General features: G+C 72.8%; 17 protein-coding genes and 1 pseudogene. 6 read left to right on the forward strand and 12 right to left on the reverse strand.

Annotation, left to right across the window (positions count from 1 at the left end; genetic code table 11):
• Positions 1-6 precede the first annotated feature (6 nt).
• Positions 7-993 (reverse strand): ornithine cyclodeaminase family protein, encoded by a 987-nt coding sequence (locus ACIRQH_RS33185; protein ID WP_404228468.1) that lies wholly within the window; start codon positions 991-993, stop codon positions 7-9.
• Positions 990-1697 carry a GTP cyclohydrolase II gene (gene ribA, locus ACIRQH_RS33190; protein WP_388936665.1) on the reverse strand — a complete coding sequence of 236 codons (708 nt, stop codon included), beginning with the start codon at positions 1695-1697 and terminating at the stop codon, positions 990-992. Before ribA ends, ACIRQH_RS33185 begins: the two co-directional genes overlap by 4 nt.
• Before the next feature lie 39 nt (positions 1698-1736).
• Between ribA and ACIRQH_RS33195 the strand changes: the two genes are divergently transcribed.
• Complete coding sequence (locus tag ACIRQH_RS33195) at positions 1737-2498, forward strand: creatininase family protein (RefSeq protein ID WP_358821510.1); 762 nt, start codon at positions 1737-1739, stop codon at positions 2496-2498.
• 137 nt (positions 2499-2635) lie between these two features.
• On the opposite strand, the pseudogene ACIRQH_RS33200 reads toward ACIRQH_RS33195, so the two are convergent.
• From ACIRQH_RS33200 to ACIRQH_RS33220, 5 genes and pseudogenes are all read right to left on the reverse strand, one after another.
• Positions 2636-3796, reverse strand: a pseudogene (locus ACIRQH_RS33200) (lysylphosphatidylglycerol synthase domain-containing protein); the annotation flags it as partial.
• Positions 3715-4662 carry a class I SAM-dependent methyltransferase gene (locus tag ACIRQH_RS33205; RefSeq protein WP_404228470.1) on the reverse strand — a complete coding sequence of 316 codons (948 nt, stop codon included), beginning with the start codon at positions 4660-4662 and terminating at the stop codon, positions 3715-3717. The pseudogene ACIRQH_RS33200 and the gene ACIRQH_RS33205, both read right to left, overlap by 82 nt.
• Positions 4659-5885, reverse strand: a complete 1227-nt coding sequence (locus ACIRQH_RS33210) for a glycosyltransferase family 4 protein (protein ID WP_388875583.1) — start codon at positions 5883-5885, stop codon at positions 4659-4661. The genes ACIRQH_RS33205 and ACIRQH_RS33210 overlap by 4 nt, the downstream gene beginning before the upstream one ends.
• Entirely contained in the window at positions 5882-6280 is a 399-nt protein-coding gene (locus ACIRQH_RS33215) for a 6-carboxytetrahydropterin synthase (RefSeq protein ID WP_356177951.1), read from the reverse strand. The genes ACIRQH_RS33210 and ACIRQH_RS33215 overlap by 4 nt, the downstream gene beginning before the upstream one ends.
• A gap of 137 nt (positions 6281-6417) precedes the next feature.
• On the reverse strand, positions 6418-7398 hold the full coding sequence (locus tag ACIRQH_RS33220) for a zinc-binding alcohol dehydrogenase (protein ID WP_358821512.1): 981 nt from the start codon (positions 7396-7398) through the stop codon (positions 6418-6420).
• A 106-nt stretch (positions 7399-7504) separates the two neighbouring features.
• Between ACIRQH_RS33220 and ACIRQH_RS33225 the strand changes: the two genes are divergently transcribed.
• Positions 7505-8335: a CDP-alcohol phosphatidyltransferase family protein gene (locus ACIRQH_RS33225; protein WP_358821513.1), complete on the forward strand. Its 831-nt coding sequence runs from the start codon at positions 7505-7507 to the stop codon at positions 8333-8335.
• A gap of 28 nt (positions 8336-8363) precedes the next feature.
• Here ACIRQH_RS33225 and ACIRQH_RS33230 read toward each other — a convergent pair whose 3' ends face one another.
• On the reverse strand, positions 8364-9668 hold the full coding sequence (locus tag ACIRQH_RS33230; protein ID WP_404228475.1) for a hypothetical protein: 1305 nt from the start codon (positions 9666-9668) through the stop codon (positions 8364-8366).
• Between the two features lie 261 nt (positions 9669-9929).
• On the opposite strand from ACIRQH_RS33230, the gene ACIRQH_RS33235 reads away from it, so the two are divergent.
• The 4 genes from ACIRQH_RS33235 (at position 9930) to ACIRQH_RS33250 (ending at position 13488) form a co-directional block, all read left to right on the forward strand.
• The gene (locus tag ACIRQH_RS33235; RefSeq protein WP_404228477.1) at positions 9930-10811 is read left to right on the forward strand and encodes a DNA-3-methyladenine glycosylase family protein; all 882 of its coding nucleotides are present in this window, start codon (positions 9930-9932) and stop codon (positions 10809-10811) included.
• 162 nt (positions 10812-10973) lie between these two features.
• The gene (locus ACIRQH_RS33240; protein WP_358821516.1) at positions 10974-12107 is read left to right on the forward strand and encodes an ABC transporter ATP-binding protein; all 1134 of its coding nucleotides are present in this window, start codon (positions 10974-10976) and stop codon (positions 12105-12107) included.
• Complete coding sequence (locus ACIRQH_RS33245) at positions 12107-12817, forward strand: ABC transporter permease (RefSeq protein WP_404228480.1); 711 nt, start codon at positions 12107-12109, stop codon at positions 12815-12817. The genes ACIRQH_RS33240 and ACIRQH_RS33245 overlap by 1 nt, the downstream gene beginning before the upstream one ends.
• Entirely contained in the window at positions 12814-13488 is a 675-nt protein-coding gene (locus ACIRQH_RS33250; protein WP_358821518.1) for an ABC transporter permease subunit, read from the forward strand. The genes ACIRQH_RS33245 and ACIRQH_RS33250 overlap by 4 nt, the downstream gene beginning before the upstream one ends.
• A gap of 70 nt (positions 13489-13558) precedes the next feature.
• Here ACIRQH_RS33250 and ACIRQH_RS33255 read toward each other — a convergent pair whose 3' ends face one another.
• Genes ACIRQH_RS33255 through ACIRQH_RS33270 form a run of 4 tightly spaced genes read right to left on the reverse strand, consistent with a single transcriptional unit; the run spans position 13559 to position 17658 of the window.
• Positions 13559-14170, reverse strand: a complete 612-nt coding sequence (locus tag ACIRQH_RS33255; protein WP_081220282.1) for an ATP/GTP-binding protein — start codon at positions 14168-14170, stop codon at positions 13559-13561.
• On the reverse strand, positions 14121-14552 hold the full coding sequence (locus ACIRQH_RS33260; protein WP_358821519.1) for a DUF742 domain-containing protein: 432 nt from the start codon (positions 14550-14552) through the stop codon (positions 14121-14123). The genes ACIRQH_RS33255 and ACIRQH_RS33260 overlap by 50 nt, the downstream gene beginning before the upstream one ends.
• 56 nt (positions 14553-14608) lie before the next feature.
• On the reverse strand, positions 14609-15082 hold the full coding sequence (locus ACIRQH_RS33265; protein ID WP_358821529.1) for a roadblock/LC7 domain-containing protein: 474 nt from the start codon (positions 15080-15082) through the stop codon (positions 14609-14611).
• Positions 15083-15084: 2 nt separating this feature from the next.
• A complete protein-coding gene (locus ACIRQH_RS33270; RefSeq protein WP_404228484.1) occupies positions 15085-17658 on the reverse strand; it encodes an ATP-binding protein in 2574 nt (857 codons plus the stop codon).
• Positions 17659-17836: the final 178 nt, after the last annotated feature.

Below are 17836 nucleotides of genomic sequence, written 5' to 3' on the forward strand. Positions count from 1 at the left end.
CCGCCGTCAGCCCCCTTGCTCCGCCTCCCCCGCGGCGTGCACCACCGCCCACGCCGCCGCGGCGTCCTGGATTCCGAGGCCCGTGCTGTTGTGGAAGACGATGTCCTCGGGGTGGGTGCGGCCGGGGTGGCGGCCGGTGAGGACGCCGCCGAGCGGGACCAGGTCGTCGACGCTCAGGCGTCCCTCCCGCAGGGCGTCCACCACGGGTCCGGCGTGTTCGGCCGCCGTCGCCGGATCGTCGACGACGACCACGGTGGCCCGGCCGAGCACCTCCGCGTCGACCTCGCTGCGGACGGGTTCGAAGGAGCCGACACTGACGACCGTGCAGCCGGGGGCCAGCCAGGCGCCCCGGACGACCGGGGTGGCGCTGAGGGTGCAGGCGGCGACCATCGGCAGGCCCGTGACGGCCTCCTCGGCCGAGCCGACCGCCTCGACCGGGACGCCGAGTTCGGCGGTGAGGCGCGCCGCCGCCGCCGCACGACGGCCGGGGTGCGGGCTCCACAGGCGTACGGACCGCAGGTCGCGCACCCGGGCGACGGCCCGCGCGTGGGCGAGGGCCTGGGTTCCGGAGCCGAGGAGGCCCAGTTCCGCGCTGTCGGGGCGGGCCAGGACGTCGAAGGCGACGGCACTGGCCGCGGCGGTGCGCAGGGTCGTCACCGCGGTGCCGTCCATGACGGCGACGACCTGCCCGGTGACCGGGTCGAGCACGGTGACGACCGCGTGGACGGTGGGCAGCCCGGCCGCCGCGTTGGCCGGGTTGACGCTGCCGATCTTGGCGACGGCCCCGGTGTCCGCGGAGAGCCGCGCCAGGTAGGCGAAGACCACGCTGTCGTCGAAGCGGCTGGGATGCATGATCTTGCCGGGCAGTTCCGCGGTGCCGTCACCGAGCGCGGTGAAGGCCGCCCGCTGCGAGGCGATCGCCGCGTCGGTGTCCAGCAGCGCGGTCACCTGTTCGCGCGAGAGGAACAGCGGGCCGGGGTCGTCGTGTGTCATTCCTCAGTGATGACCGTTTTCGCCGACCCGCAAAAGATCGCCTTCGCCCATTCGTCGCCGTCGAGGTGCGGGAGGTAGTGGTCGAGGCGCTCCCGCTTGGTCAGCAGATAGGTGAGGTTGTCCTCGCACGGCGGAATCAGCAGCGGCACCTGCTCGGCGACCCTGATGCCGTGACGCACCAGCGACTCGCGCTTGCGCGGGTTGTTCGACAGCAGCCGCACGGACCGTACGCCGAGGTCGTGCAGCATCTGCGCCGCCACCCCGTAGTCCCGGGCGTCCACCGGCAGACCGAGGGCGAGGTTGGCCTCGACGGTGTCGAGGCCCTCCGCCTGGAGCTTCATCGCCTTCAGCTTGGCGAGCAGACCGATGCCCCGGCCCTCGTGGCCCCGCAGGTAGACGAGGACACCGCGGCCCTCGGCGACGATCGCCCGCAGTGCGGCGTCGAGTTGGGGCCCGCACTCGCAGTGCTGCGATCCGAAGGCGTCACCGGTCAGGCATTCCGAATGCAGCCGGGTGAGTACGTCGCCTTCCCGTACGGCATCCAAGTCGCCGTAGACGAGGACGACTTGTTCCTCGCCCCGGTCGTGGTCGAGGTAGCCGACGGCTTGGAAATCGCCGTATTCGGTCGGCAGGGGGGCAATCACGACTCGTTCGACACCTGTGAGGTGGGCATTCCCGCCGAGTACGCCAAAGTTATCTGTCATGATCTGGTTCCTAAGCAGAGTCGAAAGGGCCGTGAAAACATGAGTGGTTCGGGAACGCGCTCGACGGTGTCCGGTGTACTGCCGCTGGACACCACGGAGGATGTGCGCGCACGGGGGGCCGGTGTCCCCCGTCAGGTCGCCGTTCTTCCCGTCGGCAGTCTCGAACAGCACGGGACCTACCTGCCGTTGACGACGGACACGCTCGTCGCGTGCGCCGTGGCCCGGGAGATCGCGGCCGCCCACCCGGTGCAGCTCCTTCCCCCGGTGACGATCTCCTGCTCGCACGAGCACGCCGCCTGGCCGGGCACGGTGAGCATCTCCGCGGTCACCCTGTACGCGGTGGTCCGCGACATCGCCGCGTCGTTGCGGCGCTCGGGCGTCGACACCCTGGTGGTGGTCAACGGCCACGGCGGGAATTACGTGCTGGGGAATGTCGTCCAGGAATCCGCCGGCACCGGCACGCGTATGGCGCTTTTCCCCGCCGCTGAGGACTGGGAGGGCGCCTGTGAACGAGCCGGTGTGCAGACCTCGTTGCTCAGCGACATGCATGCGGGAGAAATCGAGACGTCCATTCTCCTGCACGCCCATCCGGAATGCGTCAAAGACGGTTATGAGGCCTCCGATTTCGTCGCCGACGACCGTCGGCATCTGCTCACGCTCGGCATGTCGGCCTATACCGAGTCCGGGGTCATCGGCCGTCCCTCGATGGCGTCCGCCGAGAAGGGCAGGGAGCTCCTGGCCGGGCTGGCCGAGGCCTTCGGCGCGTACTTCGCTCTGGTGACGTCCGAGACGCTGCACTGATCACGCCCTTCCGCGTTCTCCTCGCGGGGGCCGCGCAGCGCGGCTCCCCACCGGACGACCAGGACCACGGCGCCGGGCAGGCTCGCCGCGAAGCTCAGCACGCCGTAGATCACGGCGACGGTGAGGCCCATGCCGGCGCCGAGCCCGGCAGCACCGAACGCCCAGGCGGTGACGCCCTCGCGGGGGCCCCAGCCGCCGATGTTCAGCGGCAGTCCCATGGCGAGCAGGGCCAGCAGGGCCAGCGGCAGCAGCCGCGTGACGGACGCGTCGGACCCGGCCGCCCGGGCCGCCAGCACGAACATCGCCAGGTGTCCGGCGAGCACCAGGACGGACGACAGCGTCACCCCGGGCCAGCTGCGCCGGGCCAGCAGGGCACCGCGCGCCTCGGTGAGGGCGGCGCGGAGAGCGCCGTACCGGGTGGCGGGCGCCGGGGCCCGGCCCTTGCGGACGGCGCCCACGGTCACCACCCCGCACACCGAGACCACGGCGAGCAGCAGCGCCGACTCCCGGGACTGGGTGAGCACGGGTGAGGGCTGGGTGAGCAGCACCACCGCGCCGACGGCGACCAACACGGCCTGCCCCGCGGTGCGTTCGATGACCACCGCGCGCACGCCCCGGCCGACGTCGCCGGCGCTCTGTCCGTGCCGTACGGCCCGGTGCACGTCGCCGAGGACGCCCCCGGGCAGCGCGGCGTTCAGGAACAGCGCGCGGTAGTAGTCCGCGACGGCAGTGCCGAGCGGGAGCCGGATGCGCAGCTCGCGCGCGACGAGGCACCACCGCCAGGCGCTGAAGGCCGTGGTGAGAAGCCCGATCCCGATCGCCGCCAAGAGCGTCGTCCCGTCGATCCGTCGCAACCCGTCGAGGAACACTCCTGTACCCAGTCGCCAGAGGAGCACACCGAGGATGAGTACTCCGGCGACCGTGCCGAGATGCTTGCGCACGCGGCGGACGGCGCCTCGGGCACGCGGTACGGGATCCGGCTCGGCGGCCTCGTCCGGGAGGCTGTCGACAGGGGCCGGCCCGGGGACGCTCACCGACGCCGCTGAGCCCGTCGGCGTGGAGACAGCCGGAGTGGAGACCGGCGACGTGGATGCAGGCGACGTGGATGCCTCGGAGTCCCGGGACTCGAGGGCCAGGGAGACGCAGGCCCCCGCCACGGGAACCGGAGTCGCCGACACGGCGGGTTCCGTCGCGCTCACCGTCTCCAGGCCGGCGCTCACACCGCACCCCTGTTTCCCCGGGGCAGCGCCAGGACGTCGCTGTGGTGCACGAGAACGCTCAACTCTCCTGCGGCGCACGCCTCCAGGCGGCTGCGCAGGTAGGACTCGGCGCGTTCCGCGAGTTCGGGGTGCTGCTCGACCGCCGCGCCGACCCAGCCCCGCAGCCACTCCGCGGTCAGCTCGGCCTGGTCGGGACCGAGCCGCCAGGGGCTCGGATGCGCGCGCACCGTCGCGCCGTACCGGCCGAACGCCTCGCAGGCCGCCGTGACGGCTTCGGGGCCGAGCCGGTCGCCGCGCCGCTGGTGGGCGTTGAACGCCTCGCCGATCTCGGCGTCCAGCGGGTCGGCCGGGGAGAGTTCGACGCGGCCGACGACGGACAGGGTCAGCAGGGCGGGTACTCCGGCACCGGCGCAGGCCGCCGCGAGCCGGTCGATCTCCTCGCCGGTGAGCACGTCGAGCAGCGCCGACGCGGTCACCAGGGACGCTCCGGCGAGGGCGTCCTCGGTGAGCCGCCCGATGTCACCGCGCTGCGTGGTGACGGCGACGTGGCTGCCGTCGGCCGCCGCGCGGGGCGCCCCCACGGTGGCGAAGTGCAGCAGGTAGGGGTCCCGGTCGTGCAGGATCCAGTGCTGGGCGCCGTCGAGCCGGGGTGCCAGCCAGCGGCCCATGGAGCCGGTGCCGCAGCCGAGGTCGTGGATGACCAGGTCGCCGCCGCGCACCGGCCGGTTGGCCAACCGGACGCGCAGCGGGTCGAGCAGGTCGCCCGCGCGGGCGGCGGCGTCGGCGGGTTCACGCAGCCGGAGCCACTGGGGCGCGTAGCGCGGCACCTCGTCGGCGCCGGACTCCGCCCCTCGCTCACCGGGCACACCCGTCCTCACCTTCTCCTCGGGCTCCTCGGGCGCGCCGGAATCCGGCCCGCCCGTGGACGTCGTCGGGGCACTCATGCGGCCCTCCGGGGTGCGTCGGGCAGCCGGCCGAGCACTCCGGCGAGGCTGCGCGCGGTGGTCGCCCAGCCGTCGAGCGCGGCGCGCCGTCCGCGGGCGGCGGCCTTCAGGCGGCGGCGCACGTCGGCCTCGCCGAACCAGCCGCGCAGCTCGGCGGCGAGAGCACCCGGGTCCTCCGGCGGTACGAGGATGCCGGGCACCCCGCCGTCGGGGGCGCGGCCGACCGCCTCGGGCAGGCCGCCGACATCGGTGGCGAGCACCGGAATGCCGCGGGCCAGCGCCTCGGTGACGGCCATCCCGTACGTCTCGGCGTACGAGGTGAGGACCATGAGGTCGGCGGCGGCGTAGCTCGCGTCGAGTTCGGCTCCGGCCTGCGGGCCCGCCAGGTGGAGGCGGTCGCCCAGGCCGTACTGGGCGATCAGGGAACGCAGGTGGGCGACGTAGGCCGGGTCCTGGGCGAGTCCGCCGACGCAGACGCAGCTCCAGGGCAGGTCGGTGACGGTCGCGAGGGCTTCGACGAGCCGGTGCTGGCCCTTGCGGGGGGTGACCGCGGCGACGCACAGCAGCCGTGAGACGCCGTCCGTGCCGGAGGCGAGCGGCGCGATGTCGGCACCGGGGGCGGCGACATGGACGCGGTCGGGGGCGAGGCCGTGGTGGGCGACGAGCCGGCGGACGGCCCAGTCGCTGGTGGCGACGACGGCCGACACGGCCCGCAGGGTCGTCCGTTCCCGCGCGTCCAGGTCGGCGGCGACGGCGGGCGGGAGCCCGGTCTCGTCGCCGAGCGGCAGGTGCACCAGCACGACCAGCCGCAGCCGGTCGGCCTCGGGGACGACGATCTCCGGTACGCCGCAGGCGACCAGGCCGTCGAGGAGGACGACCGTGCCGTCGGGCAGGTCGGCGAGCGTGCGGGAGAGTTCCGTGCGGGCCGCGGCGCCGGGGCGGGGCCACTCGCCGGGGACGGCGTGCCGGTGGACCTGCCAGCCGAAGCCGGGCAGGTCCAGGCAGAGCCGGCGGTCGTAGGCGTTGCCGCCGCTCGGCGCCGTCGGGTCGTCGACACCGCCGGGCATGACGAAGTGCACGGAGCGCAGGGACATGGGGATGATCTCGGCGTTCTTCAGAGCCGTGTGCTGCACGGGCACGTAGTTCAGGGCGCCGTCGGGGCCCGGCGTCACGGTGCCGTGTCCGGCCCGCGGGGTCGTCTTGTCGAGGATCACGTCGGTCACAGCGCACGCTCGTAACTCGCCCAGGCGATGTGCGACTCGTGGAGGGTGACGGTGATGCCGGTGAGGCCGCGGGCACCCTCGCCGAGGCCGCCCGCGTGGACCCGGGCGGCGAGCCGGTCGGCGATGACCTTGGCGAGGAACTCGGTCGAGGTGTTGGTGTCCTTGAAGTCCGGCTCGCTGTCGAGGTTGCGGTAGTTCAACTCGCTCACGACGGCGCCGAGTTCCTGCGTCGCGAGCCCGATGTCGACGACGATGTTGTCGTCGTCGAGTTCGGGGCGGCGGAAGGTGGCGTCCACCAGGAACGTCGCTCCGTGCAGGCGCTGAGCGGGTCCGAAGACGTCGCCACGGAAGCTGTGGGCGATCATCAGGTGATCGCGGACGGTGATGCTGAACAACGGACGACCCTCCAGGTGCGGTACGTCTGATCCTCTGCCGGGATCACGTCTTCTAGTACGGCTGCCCGGCGCGCCGTGTTCAGCGGCCGGTCGCCCTTTCTTCGGAGTCCGTGGAGGTCAGGCCGGTTCCGGTCGGCTCAAACCTCGTCGTAGGCGACGCGGTGGCACAGCGCGGGGATCGATCCGGAGGCGAGTTTGCCCATCACGTCGGGGAGTTCGGAGAAGGCGCACTCGCCGGTGATCAGGGCGTCGAAGGCCGGTTCCGCGAGGAGTTCGAGGGCGAGGGCGAGCCGGTCGGCGTAGGTCCGTCCGGCCCGGCCGGAGGGGGAAACGGAACCGACCTGGCTGCTGCGCAGGGTCAGCCGCCGGGAGTGGAAGGCCTCACCGAGCGGCAGGCTGATCCGGCGGTCGCCGTACCAGCTCAGTTCGATGACGGTGCCCTCCCGGGCGAGGAGTTCCAGGGAGCGGGTGAGGCCGGCCTCGGTCGCGCTGGCGTGCACGACGAGGTCGCACTCGCCCGCCGCGTCCCCGGGGAGCGCGAAGCCGACGCCGAGGGCGCGGGCGACGGCGGCGCGTTCCGGGTCGGCGTCGACGAGTTGGACCCGTACCCCGGGGAACCGGGCGAGGAGGGCCGCGACCGAGCAGCCGACCATGCCGCCGCCGACGACGGCGATCCGGTCGCCGATCAACGGGGCCGCGTCCCACAGGGCGTTGACCGCGGTCTCGACGGTGCCGGCGAGGATCGCGCGGGACGCGGGCACGGAGTCGGGCACGAGGGTCACGGCGCTCGCCGGGACGACGTAGTGGCTCTGGTGCGGGTAGAGGCAGAAGACGGTGCGCCCGAGGAGTGGTTCGGGTCCCTCCTCGACCCGGCCGACGTTCAGGTAGCCGTACTTCACGGGTGCCGGGAACTCCCCCTCCTGGAAGGGCGCGCGCATCGAGGCGTGCTGGTTCTCCGGGACTTGGCCGCGGAACACCAGGGTCTCCGTGCCCCTGCTGACCCCGGAGTACAGCGTGCGCACCAGGACCTCTCCGTTCCCGGGAGAGGGCAGGAGTGTCGGGCGGATCTCTCCGCGGCCGGGTTCGGCGAGCCAGAAGGCCCGAGCTGTGCGTTCCATGAGCGTCCCCCTGAACGATTCAGCAGATCTTCACGTACGGACCAGTGACAAGCCGCGGACGGTACGCGGCGTTGATCGACTCTGTCACACGGCCGGAGGATGTGCGGTGGCCCTGAACAACACGTACGGCGCGAGGCTTCCCCAGCAGGAGACCATGGTGGGAGCCGGGGTGCAGCTTCTCCTGCTGGTGCTGCTGGGCACGCTGATAGGGATGGGACCCGCGGGCTGGCTGAGCGGTCTGGCCTTCGGGATCTCGACCTGGGCGGTGCTCACCCGCGCCCTGCGGCGCACGCGGCCCCGCTCCTTCGGGCCGGCCAACCGCGTCACGCTCGGCCGCGCGATCCTGGTGGGCGGTGTCACCGCGCTCGTGGCGGACTCCTTCCAGAGTTCGCCGCCGGTGAGTCTGCTCGTCGGCCTGACGGCGGTCGCCCTGATCCTCGACGGTGTCGACGGCAAGGTCGCCCGGCGGACCGGCACGTCGTCCGCCCTGGGCGCCCGCTTCGACATGGAGGTGGACGCGTTCCTGATCCTGGTCCTGAGCGTGTACGTCGCGATGTCGCTCGGCCCGTGGGTGCTGCTGATCGGCACCATGCGCTACGTGTTCGTCGCGGCGGCCAGGGTGCTGCCGTGGCTGAACGCGGCGCTGCCGCCGAGCATGGCCCGCAAGACCGTGGCGGCGCTGCAGGGCATCGTGCTGCTGGTCGCGGGCGCCGGGATCCTGCCGTACGGGGTGACGGCGGCGGCCGTGGCGCTGGCGCTCGGTTCGCTGGTCTGGTCGTTCGGCCGCGACATCGTGTGGCTGTGGCGGCACGGCGCGCGCCCGGCGGTCGAGCCGGCGGCGCGGAGCGAGCGGCCGCCCCGTGACCTGGTCGGGGTGGCGGCGAAGGCCCCGGCCGCGGCACCGCGGCCGGCCCCGGCCACGCGTTCGGCGGCGTGAGCGCGGCATCGGCCGGTACCGCGGGAACTCAGTAGGTGATCACGACGTCGCGGACCGTGTGGCGGTCCGTGCGGCCGCCGGTCGCGGCGGCGAATCCGACCAGTACGTTCCGCGGGAGGACGACCTCGGTGTCGAGGACCCGCGTGCCGTCCACGGAGACCAGCAGATGCCCCCTTCCCGTCACGGACACGTCGACGGCTCGGGCACCGCTCCGCAGACCGGGCAGGGCGGCCGAGGTGACGGCGTACCGCGGCGGTGCATCGGTTCCGCCGACGGCCACCCCCGCGAAACCCGCCGCCGGATCACCGGTGTTGCGATGGGTGTCGAGGGCGACGGCGACCCCCGGCAGACCCGCCTGACCGAGTCCCGCGCCGCCCGCGCCCAGCGCCGTCGGAGTCGCCATCGCCGCGTCGAGCAGGAGCAGGGCGAGTCCGTCCGCGCCGCTGCCGCCGCCGAGTCGCGCGGTGAAGCGGGCCCGCAGCCGCGCCGACGGTACGGCGGTGCCCTGGACGGCCGATCCCCTGACGTCGCGCACGGCGTCGGTGAGCACGAGGTCGGTGCCGGACAGCGTGGCGGAACCGTTGCGGGTCCAGCCGTTCGGACCGGGCGGCGCCACCGCGTAGGAGGTCGCCGTGATGACCGTGTCGCGGACGGCGTGGTTGTCGGTCTTGCCGCCGTTGGCGCCGGTGAAGACGGGCATGGCCGTCGGGGGCAGTGCGGGGACCGTGGCGGTCAGCAGCCGTGCGCCGTCCATCCAGACGGTGAGGGTCTTGCCGGAGACGGCGATCGCGACGGCGTGCGGGCCCGAGCGGAGGTCCGGCACGCTGGCGGACGTCGTCGCGAGGGTGCGTGAGCTGTCGCTCGTGGCGGCCGTGACCCCGACGAAGTTGGCCGACGGGTCACCGGTGTTGCGGTGGGTGTCGAAGGCGATCGCCACCCCGGGCTTCCCGGCCCAGCCGAGCCCGGCGCCGTCCGCGCCGAGGGCCGCGGGGGTGGCCCGGGCCGGGTCGAGCAGGCCGAAGGTGAGGCCGTCACCGCCGCTGCCGCCGCCGATGACGGTGGAGAACGCGGCCTTGAGGCCGTCGGTGACCACCGGGACCGGGAACACCGCCGAGCCGGCCTGGTGTGCCACGGTCCGGGTGAGCTGGAGGTCGGCGCCGGAGAGCCGGGCGGAGCCGTTGCGGGTCCAGCCGCCGGCTCCGGGTGCCGGGACGGTGACCCGGCCGGGCTCCACCGAAGGTGCGGGCACCGGGCCGGCGGCTCCGAGCAGCAGGCAGCCCGTGACCAGGGCGAGGAGCCGGTTCGTGGTCCGCCGGGCGCGCGGGCTGAGCATGTCTCCACCTCGGTGCGTGAGTACGGGGAGCGGCGGCCGGACGGCCCCGCACGCGATCATGGTCGGCACCCCGGCCCGATATTCGTACGAACCCGGTGCGGGGCCGGGCATGGTTCACCCCGACGGGCCAAGGCGGCACCCGGCGCGTCCGCCGTGGCCCCGGCGACGCCCCGCCGGAATTACTTGACGGGATGTGTCAGGTATTGCCGTCACAGTGGTGCGCGTCGACACGGTGAGCGTGTCCCCAGCGGGAGGTCGGACATGGCGCGGCACGAGGTCACGTACGAGGTGACGGGTCCCTGGTCCCTGGAGACCAGCCGGGAGTTCTGGGAGGAGATGGCCCCGCTGCCCCCGGCCGGGGCGGCCGGCACGGAAGGGGCGCTGCGGACGGTGTTCATGGCGGACGCCGACTGGCGGCGCGTCACCGCGGAGGTCGGGCAGTCCGGCTCCGCCGCCAGGATCGTGGTCACCGGGGACGGCGACCTGGACGCGGCGGCGGACCAGGTGGCCCGCTTCCTCTCCCTGGACGTCGACGCCCGCGACTGGCCCGCCGTCGGCGACCGCGACCCGGTGATCGGCGGGATCCAGGCGCGCAGGCCGGGACTTCGCCCCTGCGGCTTCCACTCTCCGTACGAGGCGGCCGCGTGGGCGGTGCTGACCCAGCGCACCGGGAGGACGGCGGCCCGGGGAACCCGTGCCGACATCGTCGCCCGGCTCGGTGACGGCGGAGCGTTCCCGTCGCCCGAGCGGCTGCTCCGTCTGGACGTCGAACTGCCCTGGCGCAAGACCGAGTACCTGCACGCCGTCGCCGGGGCCGCGCTGGACGGGGAGCTGGACGGGGCCGAACTGCGGTCGCTGGATCCGGAGGAGGCCAAGCGGCGGGTCCGAGAGGTCAAGGGGCTCGGCGCCTTCGCCGCCGAACTCGTCGTCCTCCGGGGTGCGGGGCACCCGGACGTGCTGCCCACACAGGAGCGGCGGCTGACCGCGGAGATCGAGGAACAGTACGGGCCCGGTCGCGAACCGGCCGCGATCGCGGAGAACTGGCGGCCCTTGCGCACCTGGGCCGCGCTCCATCTGCGGGTCCTGCGTGCCGAACGGCTCGGCGCCGACGGGCACCGGCCTGCGCGGACCCGCACGACGTGACCGGCCGTCCCGCTTCCGGCACGACTCCGCCGAAACCGGACACCCTTGCGCACTTCACGACCTGCCCCGGCCGAGAACAAACATCAACTGGCTAGACTCAGACCCCTTGTGCACGTGATCGCGCCACGCGCGAGCAATGCCGTCCCCGAAGGGTTTCGACGCTTGATAGCCATCGAAGATGTCAGCAAGCGATACGCAGACGGCACGGTGGCCGTCGATCGCCTGTCCCTCCAGATACCGAACCACTCCATCACCGTCCTCGTGGGACCCTCGGGCTGTGGCAAGACCACCACGCTCCGCATGATCAACCGCATGATCGAGCCGAGCAGCGGCACGATCCTGGTCGACGGCGAGGACATCACGCGGCAGCCGGTCAACGCCCTGCGCCGCTCCATGGGTTACGTCATCCAGAACGCCGGTCTCTTCCAGCACCGGACGATCCTCGACAACATCGCCACCGTGCCGCGGCTGCTCGGCTGGTCCAAGCAGCGCGCCCGGGACCGCGCGGCGGAGCTCATGGGGCGGGTCGGCCTCGACCCGGGCATGGCCCGCCGCTACCCGTACCAGCTCTCCGGCGGTCAGCAGCAGCGCGTCGGCGTCGCCCGCGCGCTCGCCGCCGACCCGCCCATCCTGCTCATGGACGAGCCGTTCTCCGCGGTCGACCCGGTCGTCCGCCGGGGTCTGCAGGAGGAGTTGCTGCGCATCCAGGGCGAACTGGGCAAGGCCATCGTCTTCGTCACCCACGACATGGACGAGGCGATCACGATCGGCGACCGCATCGCCGTGCTGCGCACCGGCGGCAAGCTCGCCCAGTTCGCCACGCCCGACGAGATCCTGTCGGCACCCGCCGACGCGTTCGTCGAGGAGTTCCTCGGCGCCGACCGGGGCATCCGCGGGCTGTCGTTCCTGTCGACCGGCGATCTCGAACTCGACCGCTCCCGGGTCGTCCCCGTCGGTTCCGGCGCGCGCGAGGCCGCCGGACGCGGCACGGCGCAGGCACCGGTCCTGGTGACCGACGCGGGCGGCAAGCCGCTCGGCTGGGCAGCGCCCGCCTGGAACGGCGAGGTGGAGACGCTCGCTGCGTACGGGCAGAGCTTCGAGGTGGGCCGGGACTCGCTGCGCGTCGCGCTCGACCGGGCCGTGCTGTCGCCGACCGGTCAGGCCGTCGGCGTCGACGGCTCGGGGCAGGTGCTCGGTGTCGCCGGGCAGGAGACGATCGCCGCGGCGATCCGCGTGGCCCGGCAGCGCAGGGCGACGGACGCCCCGCAGGACGCCGCTCCGGCGAAGGCCCTGTGATGAACGGCTTCTTCGACATACCGAGCGACCTCCAGCACAGCTATCTGGGCCTGATCGGCATCCACATGCAGGAGGCCCTGATCCCGGTGCTGGTCGGTCTGCTGCTGGCGCTGCCGATCGGCCTGCTGTGCGTCCACTACGACTGGCTGTACCCGCCGGTGCTGTGGACCTCGACGGTGCTGTACGCGATCCCGTCGATCGCGTTCTTCGTGGTGCTCATCGACTCCACCGGGCTGACCCAGCTGACCGTGATGATCCCGCTGTGCCTGTACAGCCTGGTCGTCCTGGTGCCCGCGGTGGTCGACGGGATCCGTTCGGTCCCCGAGGAGACCAACGCGGCCGCCGCGGCCATGGGCATCGGCGCCGTGCGCCGCTACTTCCAGGTCCAACTGCCGATCGCCGTCCCCGCGATCATGGCCGGGCTGCGGGTGGCCACGGCCTCCAGCATCAGCCTGGTGAGCGTCGGTTCGCTGATCGGCAACCAGGGCGCGCTCGGCAACCTGCTGACCACCGCGATGCTCTACCACCGGCCGCGGCTCGCGGTGACCTCGGTGGTCACCACCGCCGTGCTGGCGATCGTGGTCGACGCGCTGCTGGTCCTGCTGCGGCGCCTCCTCACCCCGTGGGAGCCCCCGTCCGGCCGCGCCGCGCGGCGTCCCGCGGTCACGCTCGAGGACCCGGCGGTCCGCACCCGGGAGGCCGTGTCGTGAACGTACTCAACTTCATGCAGTCGTTCTTCGGCGACGGCGCCCACTGGCACGGTTACGACGGTATTCCGCAGCGCGTGTGGGAGCACCTGCAGTACACCGCGGGTGCCCTCGCGATCGCGGCGGCGATCGGGCTGCCGGTCGGCCTGGTCACCGGGCACACCGCGCGCGGCGGCAACGCGCTCGCGTTCCTGTCCGCGGGCGCCCGCGCGCTGCCGACCTTCGGTCTTCTGGTGCTGATGTTCGTGTGGCTGGGGCTCGGGATCGTGCCGGTGATGATCCCGCTCGTGGTCCTGGCGATCCCCCCGATCCTCATCACCACCTACGAGGCGGTCCGCACCGTGGACCCCTCCCCCGTGGACGCCGCCCGGGGCATGGGCATGCAGGAGTCGAAGATCCTTTTCCAGGTGGAGATCCCGGCGGCGCTGCCGCTGATCCTCAGCGGACTGCGCTCGGCGACGATCCAGATCGTGTCGACGGCGACGATCGCGGCCTACGTCTCGCTCGGCGGGGTCGGCCGCTACATCCTGGACGGGCTGTACCAGCGGGACTACGAGAAGGTCGTCGGCGGGGCCGCCCTCACGGCGATCCTCGCGCTGCTCGTCCTCATGCTGTTCTGGGCCGTTGGCCGGGTGGCCGTCTCTCCCGGGGTGCGCAGGCGCCGGGCCGCCTGAGGGCAGTCGCGACGACGGAGGCCGGGAGGGCCCTCGGGCCCTCCCCGCCTCCGTCGTCGTGCCGTCCGCCTCAGCGTTGCGCCGTGGCGAGGGCGTGTTCGAGGACGACGAGCAACGCGTCGCGCACGGAGCCCCGTTCGCGCGCGTCGAACACGGTCAGCGGCACGTGGTCGGCGACGTCGAGCGCCCACCGTACGTCGTCCAGATCGTGTTCGAGCCTGCCGTCGAAGGCGTTGACGGCGACGGCGAAGGGGATCTGGCGGTGCTCGAAGTAGTCGACGGCGGCGTAGCAGTCGTCGAGCCGCCGGGTGTCGACGATGACGAGTCCGCCGAGGGCGCCCTCGACGAGGTCGTCCCACATGAAGCCGAAGCGTTCCTGGCCGGGGGTGCCGAACAGGTAGAGCTTCAGCGTGGGGTCGAGCGTCACGCAGCCGAAGTCCATGGCGACGGTCGTCGTCACCTTCTCCGGTGTGTGGGAGAGGTCGTCGACGCCGGCGGCGACCGAGGTGATGGACGCCTCGGTGGTGAGCGGTTCGATCTCGGAGATGGCACCCACCGTGGTGGTCTTGCCCACGCCGAAACCGCCCGCGATCACCATCTTCACCGGCAGCGGCGGCCGGGGCCGCTCGTCGTCAGCCCTCACGGATCGCTCCCCGGGAGTCGGGGATAGCTCGGAGACCATCGATAACCCTTCGCAATACGGAGACATCGCGGTTGGAGTGGGCCTGGGGTGCGTACAGGGCCAGTTGGCCGTCGGCGCGCAGATCGTCGGCGAGGACCCGGATCACGTTGAGGTGCATCCGGAGTTTCGCCGCGATCTCCGCGAGGGACTGCGGCTCACGGCAGACCGTGATGATGTCGCGGTGCTGGTCGAAGACGAACGCGTCGAGTGCGGCCAGTCCCACCTCGGTGGCCACGACCTGCGTCTCGATCGGGATCGGCGGGACGAGGCTGTCGCCGCCGGCGATCCGTCCCGCTGTGAGCAGGAACGGCCGGACGACCGAGGCGGGCCGCTCGGCCCCCCATTCGGCGTCACCGCCGGCCCGTGGCTCGCCGGACGTCATCACGTCCTCCCCCTTCACCCAGTGCCCTCACCGGTCGTGCGACGACGCCTCGGACGTCATCCGGCCGGGGCGACGCCCACGGTGTTCTTCAGTTCCATGACCAGTTGCGGACTCAGCACGGCGCCCGCGCGGTTGGCGAACAGGGTCATCTCGTAGGCGATGTTGCCGAGCTTCGCCTCCTTCGACGCGACCACCCCGAGCACCGCTCCGGCGCCGAGGGCGGACACCAGGACGTGTCCTTCCTCCAGGTCGATGATGACCTTGTTGAGGCCGCCGAGGCCGTAGTTCCCCGAGGCGCCCATGGCCAGGCTGGTGATGCCGGAGACGATCGCCGCGAGGCGTTCGGAGTCGGCCTGGCCGCGCAGTTGGGAGACGGCTATGAGCAGTCCGTCGGAGGAGACACCGATGACGTCGACGACCCCGGCCGTCTCGGTGGCGAACCGGTTGAGCAGCCAGTTGAAGTCGGCAGCGGCGGCCTTCACGTCCGTCTCGGGCTCCTCGGTTCGGGACTCCGGCCCGCCTGTCCACATGGTCACGTGCTCATGCCTTCCGGGGAAGAGGGTCTTCTGTTCAGGGTGTCGGGGCCGGCGGGTCCGCCGGGTCCGTCGTCGGGGCGGAACGCCCAGACCGGGTGCTCCCCCGTCTCGCTCTCGTGCTGGGCGCGCTGGACGGCGGCCTCGAACTCGTCGAGTTCGGAGCGTGCCGCCTCGGCGTCCGTTGGCTGCCAGGAGGGTGGTCTGCGGTGGGTGACGGCTTCCCGGGACTTGGGCAGCCGCGTCGACGCCGTGGTGGCCGACAGGGTCGCCCCGCGCACCCGGCGGCGCAGCGGACCGGCCTCGCCGGGCCGGGCCGGTGCGGCGGGGGCGGTGGGTCCCGGAGCCGGCTCGGCTCCGGTGCCGGCGCGGACACCGCCGTGGGTCATGGCGTGCTCGGCGCCGGGGCCCGTCGGGGGTTCCGCGCGGCGGGCGTGGCCGGCGGGCTCTGCGGTCCGTGGCCGGGCGGGCACCCGGCGGGGCAGTCCCGTGGGTCCCGGCGGCGACTCGACCTGGGCGGGGCGCGGTTCGGCCGGACCGGGGTGGCGTGCCGGGGGCATCATGCGCGGGGCGCGCGGAACGGTCCTGCCGTGGTCGCGGGACACGAGGTGGGAGGCGGGGACCGCGACGGTGGCGGTGACGCCGCCGCCCGGAGTGCGGGACAGGACGACCTCGATGCCCCAGCGCCGGGAGAGACCGCCGACCACGAAGAGGCCGAGGACCTCCGTCGGCGCGAGGTCGAGCCGCTCGCGGCGGATCAGGCGGGCGTTCTCCTGCTCCAGCCGCTCGGGGCTCATGCCGAGTCCGTGGTCGATGATCTCGACGAGCGCGCCGCCTCCGTCGTGCCGGGGCCGCAGGACGACTTCGACGCCGCTGCTCGCCGGGGAGAACATGACGGCGTTCTCCAGGAGTTCGGCGAGCATCAGGGTCAGGTCGCCGATGATGTCGGGCACGACGGTGACATCGCCCTCGGCGTGCGGGGTGACGCGCTGGTAGCCCTCGATCTGGCCGAGCGAGGCGCGGACGATGTTGCTGAGCCGCATCGGTTCGGTGGTGAGGCCGGTCTCGCTGATGCCGGCGAGGAGCATGAGGCTGTCGGCGTTGCGCTGGAGCCGGACGGCGATGTGGTCGATGCGGTAGAGGCGGTCGAGCACCTCGGGGTCGGTCTCGCCGCGCTCCACCGAGTCGATCAGCGCCAGTTGACGTGCCGTCAGGTTGCTGACGCGGCGGCCGACGTTGCCGAACATCTCGGCGATGTTGCGCCGGCTGACGACCTGGCGCTCCAGCAGGGCGGTCGCGGTGACCTGCACCTGGTTGAAGGCTTCGGCCAGTTCGCCGATCTCGTCGCGCACCGGCACCGGCACGGCCTCCAGCCGCGGCGGGCTCGCGTCGTCGGCGTCGTCGTCCGCGACCCGGGCGAGTTCGGTCCTGGCGGCGCCGGCCACGTGCTGGGCGGCCGCGGTGAGGGACCGTACGGTGCGCACCACGGAGCGGCGGGCCAGCACGGAGAAGAGCATCCACGCGGCGAAGGCGAGGAGGCTGCCGGCGACCAGCCAGGCCACCCGCCACCAGGCCGCACTGGACGCGGACTGGGCGTCCGCGGCGATCTCGCCGATGAGCGACTGCACGATCTTCAGCCGGTTCCCGGCCTGCCGCTCGTAGGTGGGGTCGGCGCGCAGCGCGTCGCCGAGCGCGTCCCGCAGCTGGATCGGGGTCTCGGCGACCAGGGCGCTGGGATCGACCTGCAGGGCGGCCCAGTGCTGGCTGATCACGCTCTGGTACGGACTGCGCTCGATCCCGGCGAGGGCGGTGCTCTGGTCCTGGCTCGCGAACCGGGTGAACCGCTCGGCCTGGTAGGAGTACTGGTCGTAGTCGCCGACCGCGCCGGTGAACTCGATGAGCGCGTTGGAGTCGCGGGTACGGGCCGCGAAGACGCTGGTCTCGAAGGAGGCGTGGGCGGTGTCGGCGCGCAGCAGGGCGTCGAGCAGATTGGCGGCGGACGAGCCGGACTCGCCGCCCGACACTCCGAGGCCGAGGCCGTTGATGAGGCCCTCGATCACCGATCCGTAGGCGGGGTCGATGTTGTCGGCGGGGATCGGACCCTGCTCGACGGTCTTGCGGAGGCTGTCCAGGCCCTCCAGTTCCTTCAGCGCCTGCGCCTCGGCGTCGGGCAGCCGGTCGCCGTAGGCGGTCCGCACGGCGGCGATGCGGGTGCCGACCTCCTGCTGCGCGTCGAGGTAGGGGGTGGTGTCCTGCGCACGCTTTCCGGAACCGCCGGCCTCGTGGCGCAGGGAGACGAGGAGCGCCTGCCGGTGCTCCGTCTGCACGGCGTCGATGAGTTTGGTCACCTGGGCACTGTCACGGACGAGCTGGGCGGTGTCGGCCGCCGAGCGGGCCTTGTCGATCTCGCCGTACACGACATAGGCGATCATCGCGGAGATGACGGCGAGCGGCACGATCACCAGGACGTTGAGTTTCCGGCGAAAGGGCCAGCGGTCCAGCGGGGATGGTGTCCGGCCGATCGGAAGAGCCGTGGACGGCTGCCCCGAGGCGGCTTTTCTGTGCGCGGGCACCCAACCTCCTTGACTTCATTCCCCGTTGGAAGCCTTTTGGCAGGCCTGCCTGGATCAGTGGTCACGACAGCGCGCTCGGGCCGACAAGTGGAAGGGGGCCCTCGACGCGGCCAACCCTAGCGGCTGGCGTAAGAGTACGGCCATGATCAACCAAAAAGTGACATGCAGTGACGTCGGA

The organism is Streptomyces sp. NPDC102279 (assembly GCF_044766365.1).
In the GTDB taxonomy this organism is placed as follows: domain Bacteria; phylum Actinomycetota; class Actinomycetes; order Streptomycetales; family Streptomycetaceae; genus Streptomyces.

Bases quoted from the DNA above. Each gene is read 5' to 3' on its own strand.
- ACIRQH_RS33230 (WP_404228475.1), bottom strand. From the start codon at position 9,668: ATGCTCAGCCCGCGCGCCCGGCGGACCACGAACCGGCTCCTCGCCCTG.
- ACIRQH_RS33260 (WP_358821519.1), bottom strand. From the start codon at position 14,552: ATGACGTCCGGCGAGCCACGGGCCGGCGGTGACGCCGAATGGGGGGCC.
- ACIRQH_RS33235 (WP_404228477.1), top strand. From the start codon at position 9,930: ATGGCGCGGCACGAGGTCACGTACGAGGTGACGGGTCCCTGGTCCCTG.
- ribA (WP_388936665.1), bottom strand. From the start codon at position 1,697: ATGACAGATAACTTTGGCGTACTCGGCGGGAATGCCCACCTCACAGGT.
- ACIRQH_RS33205 (WP_404228470.1), bottom strand. From the start codon at position 4,662: ATGAGTGCCCCGACGACGTCCACGGGCGGGCCGGATTCCGGCGCGCCC.
- ACIRQH_RS33195 (WP_358821510.1), top strand. From the start codon at position 1,737: ATGAGTGGTTCGGGAACGCGCTCGACGGTGTCCGGTGTACTGCCGCTG.
- ACIRQH_RS33255 (WP_081220282.1), bottom strand. From the start codon at position 14,170: ATGGTCTCCGAGCTATCCCCGACTCCCGGGGAGCGATCCGTGAGGGCT.
- ACIRQH_RS33185 (WP_404228468.1), bottom strand. From the start codon at position 993: ATGACACACGACGACCCCGGCCCGCTGTTCCTCTCGCGCGAACAGGTG.
- ACIRQH_RS33220 (WP_358821512.1), bottom strand. From the start codon at position 7,398: ATGGAACGCACAGCTCGGGCCTTCTGGCTCGCCGAACCCGGCCGCGGA.
- ACIRQH_RS33265 (WP_358821529.1), bottom strand. From the start codon at position 15,082: ATGTGGACAGGCGGGCCGGAGTCCCGAACCGAGGAGCCCGAGACGGAC.
- ACIRQH_RS33245 (WP_404228480.1), top strand. From the start codon at position 12,107: ATGAACGGCTTCTTCGACATACCGAGCGACCTCCAGCACAGCTATCTG.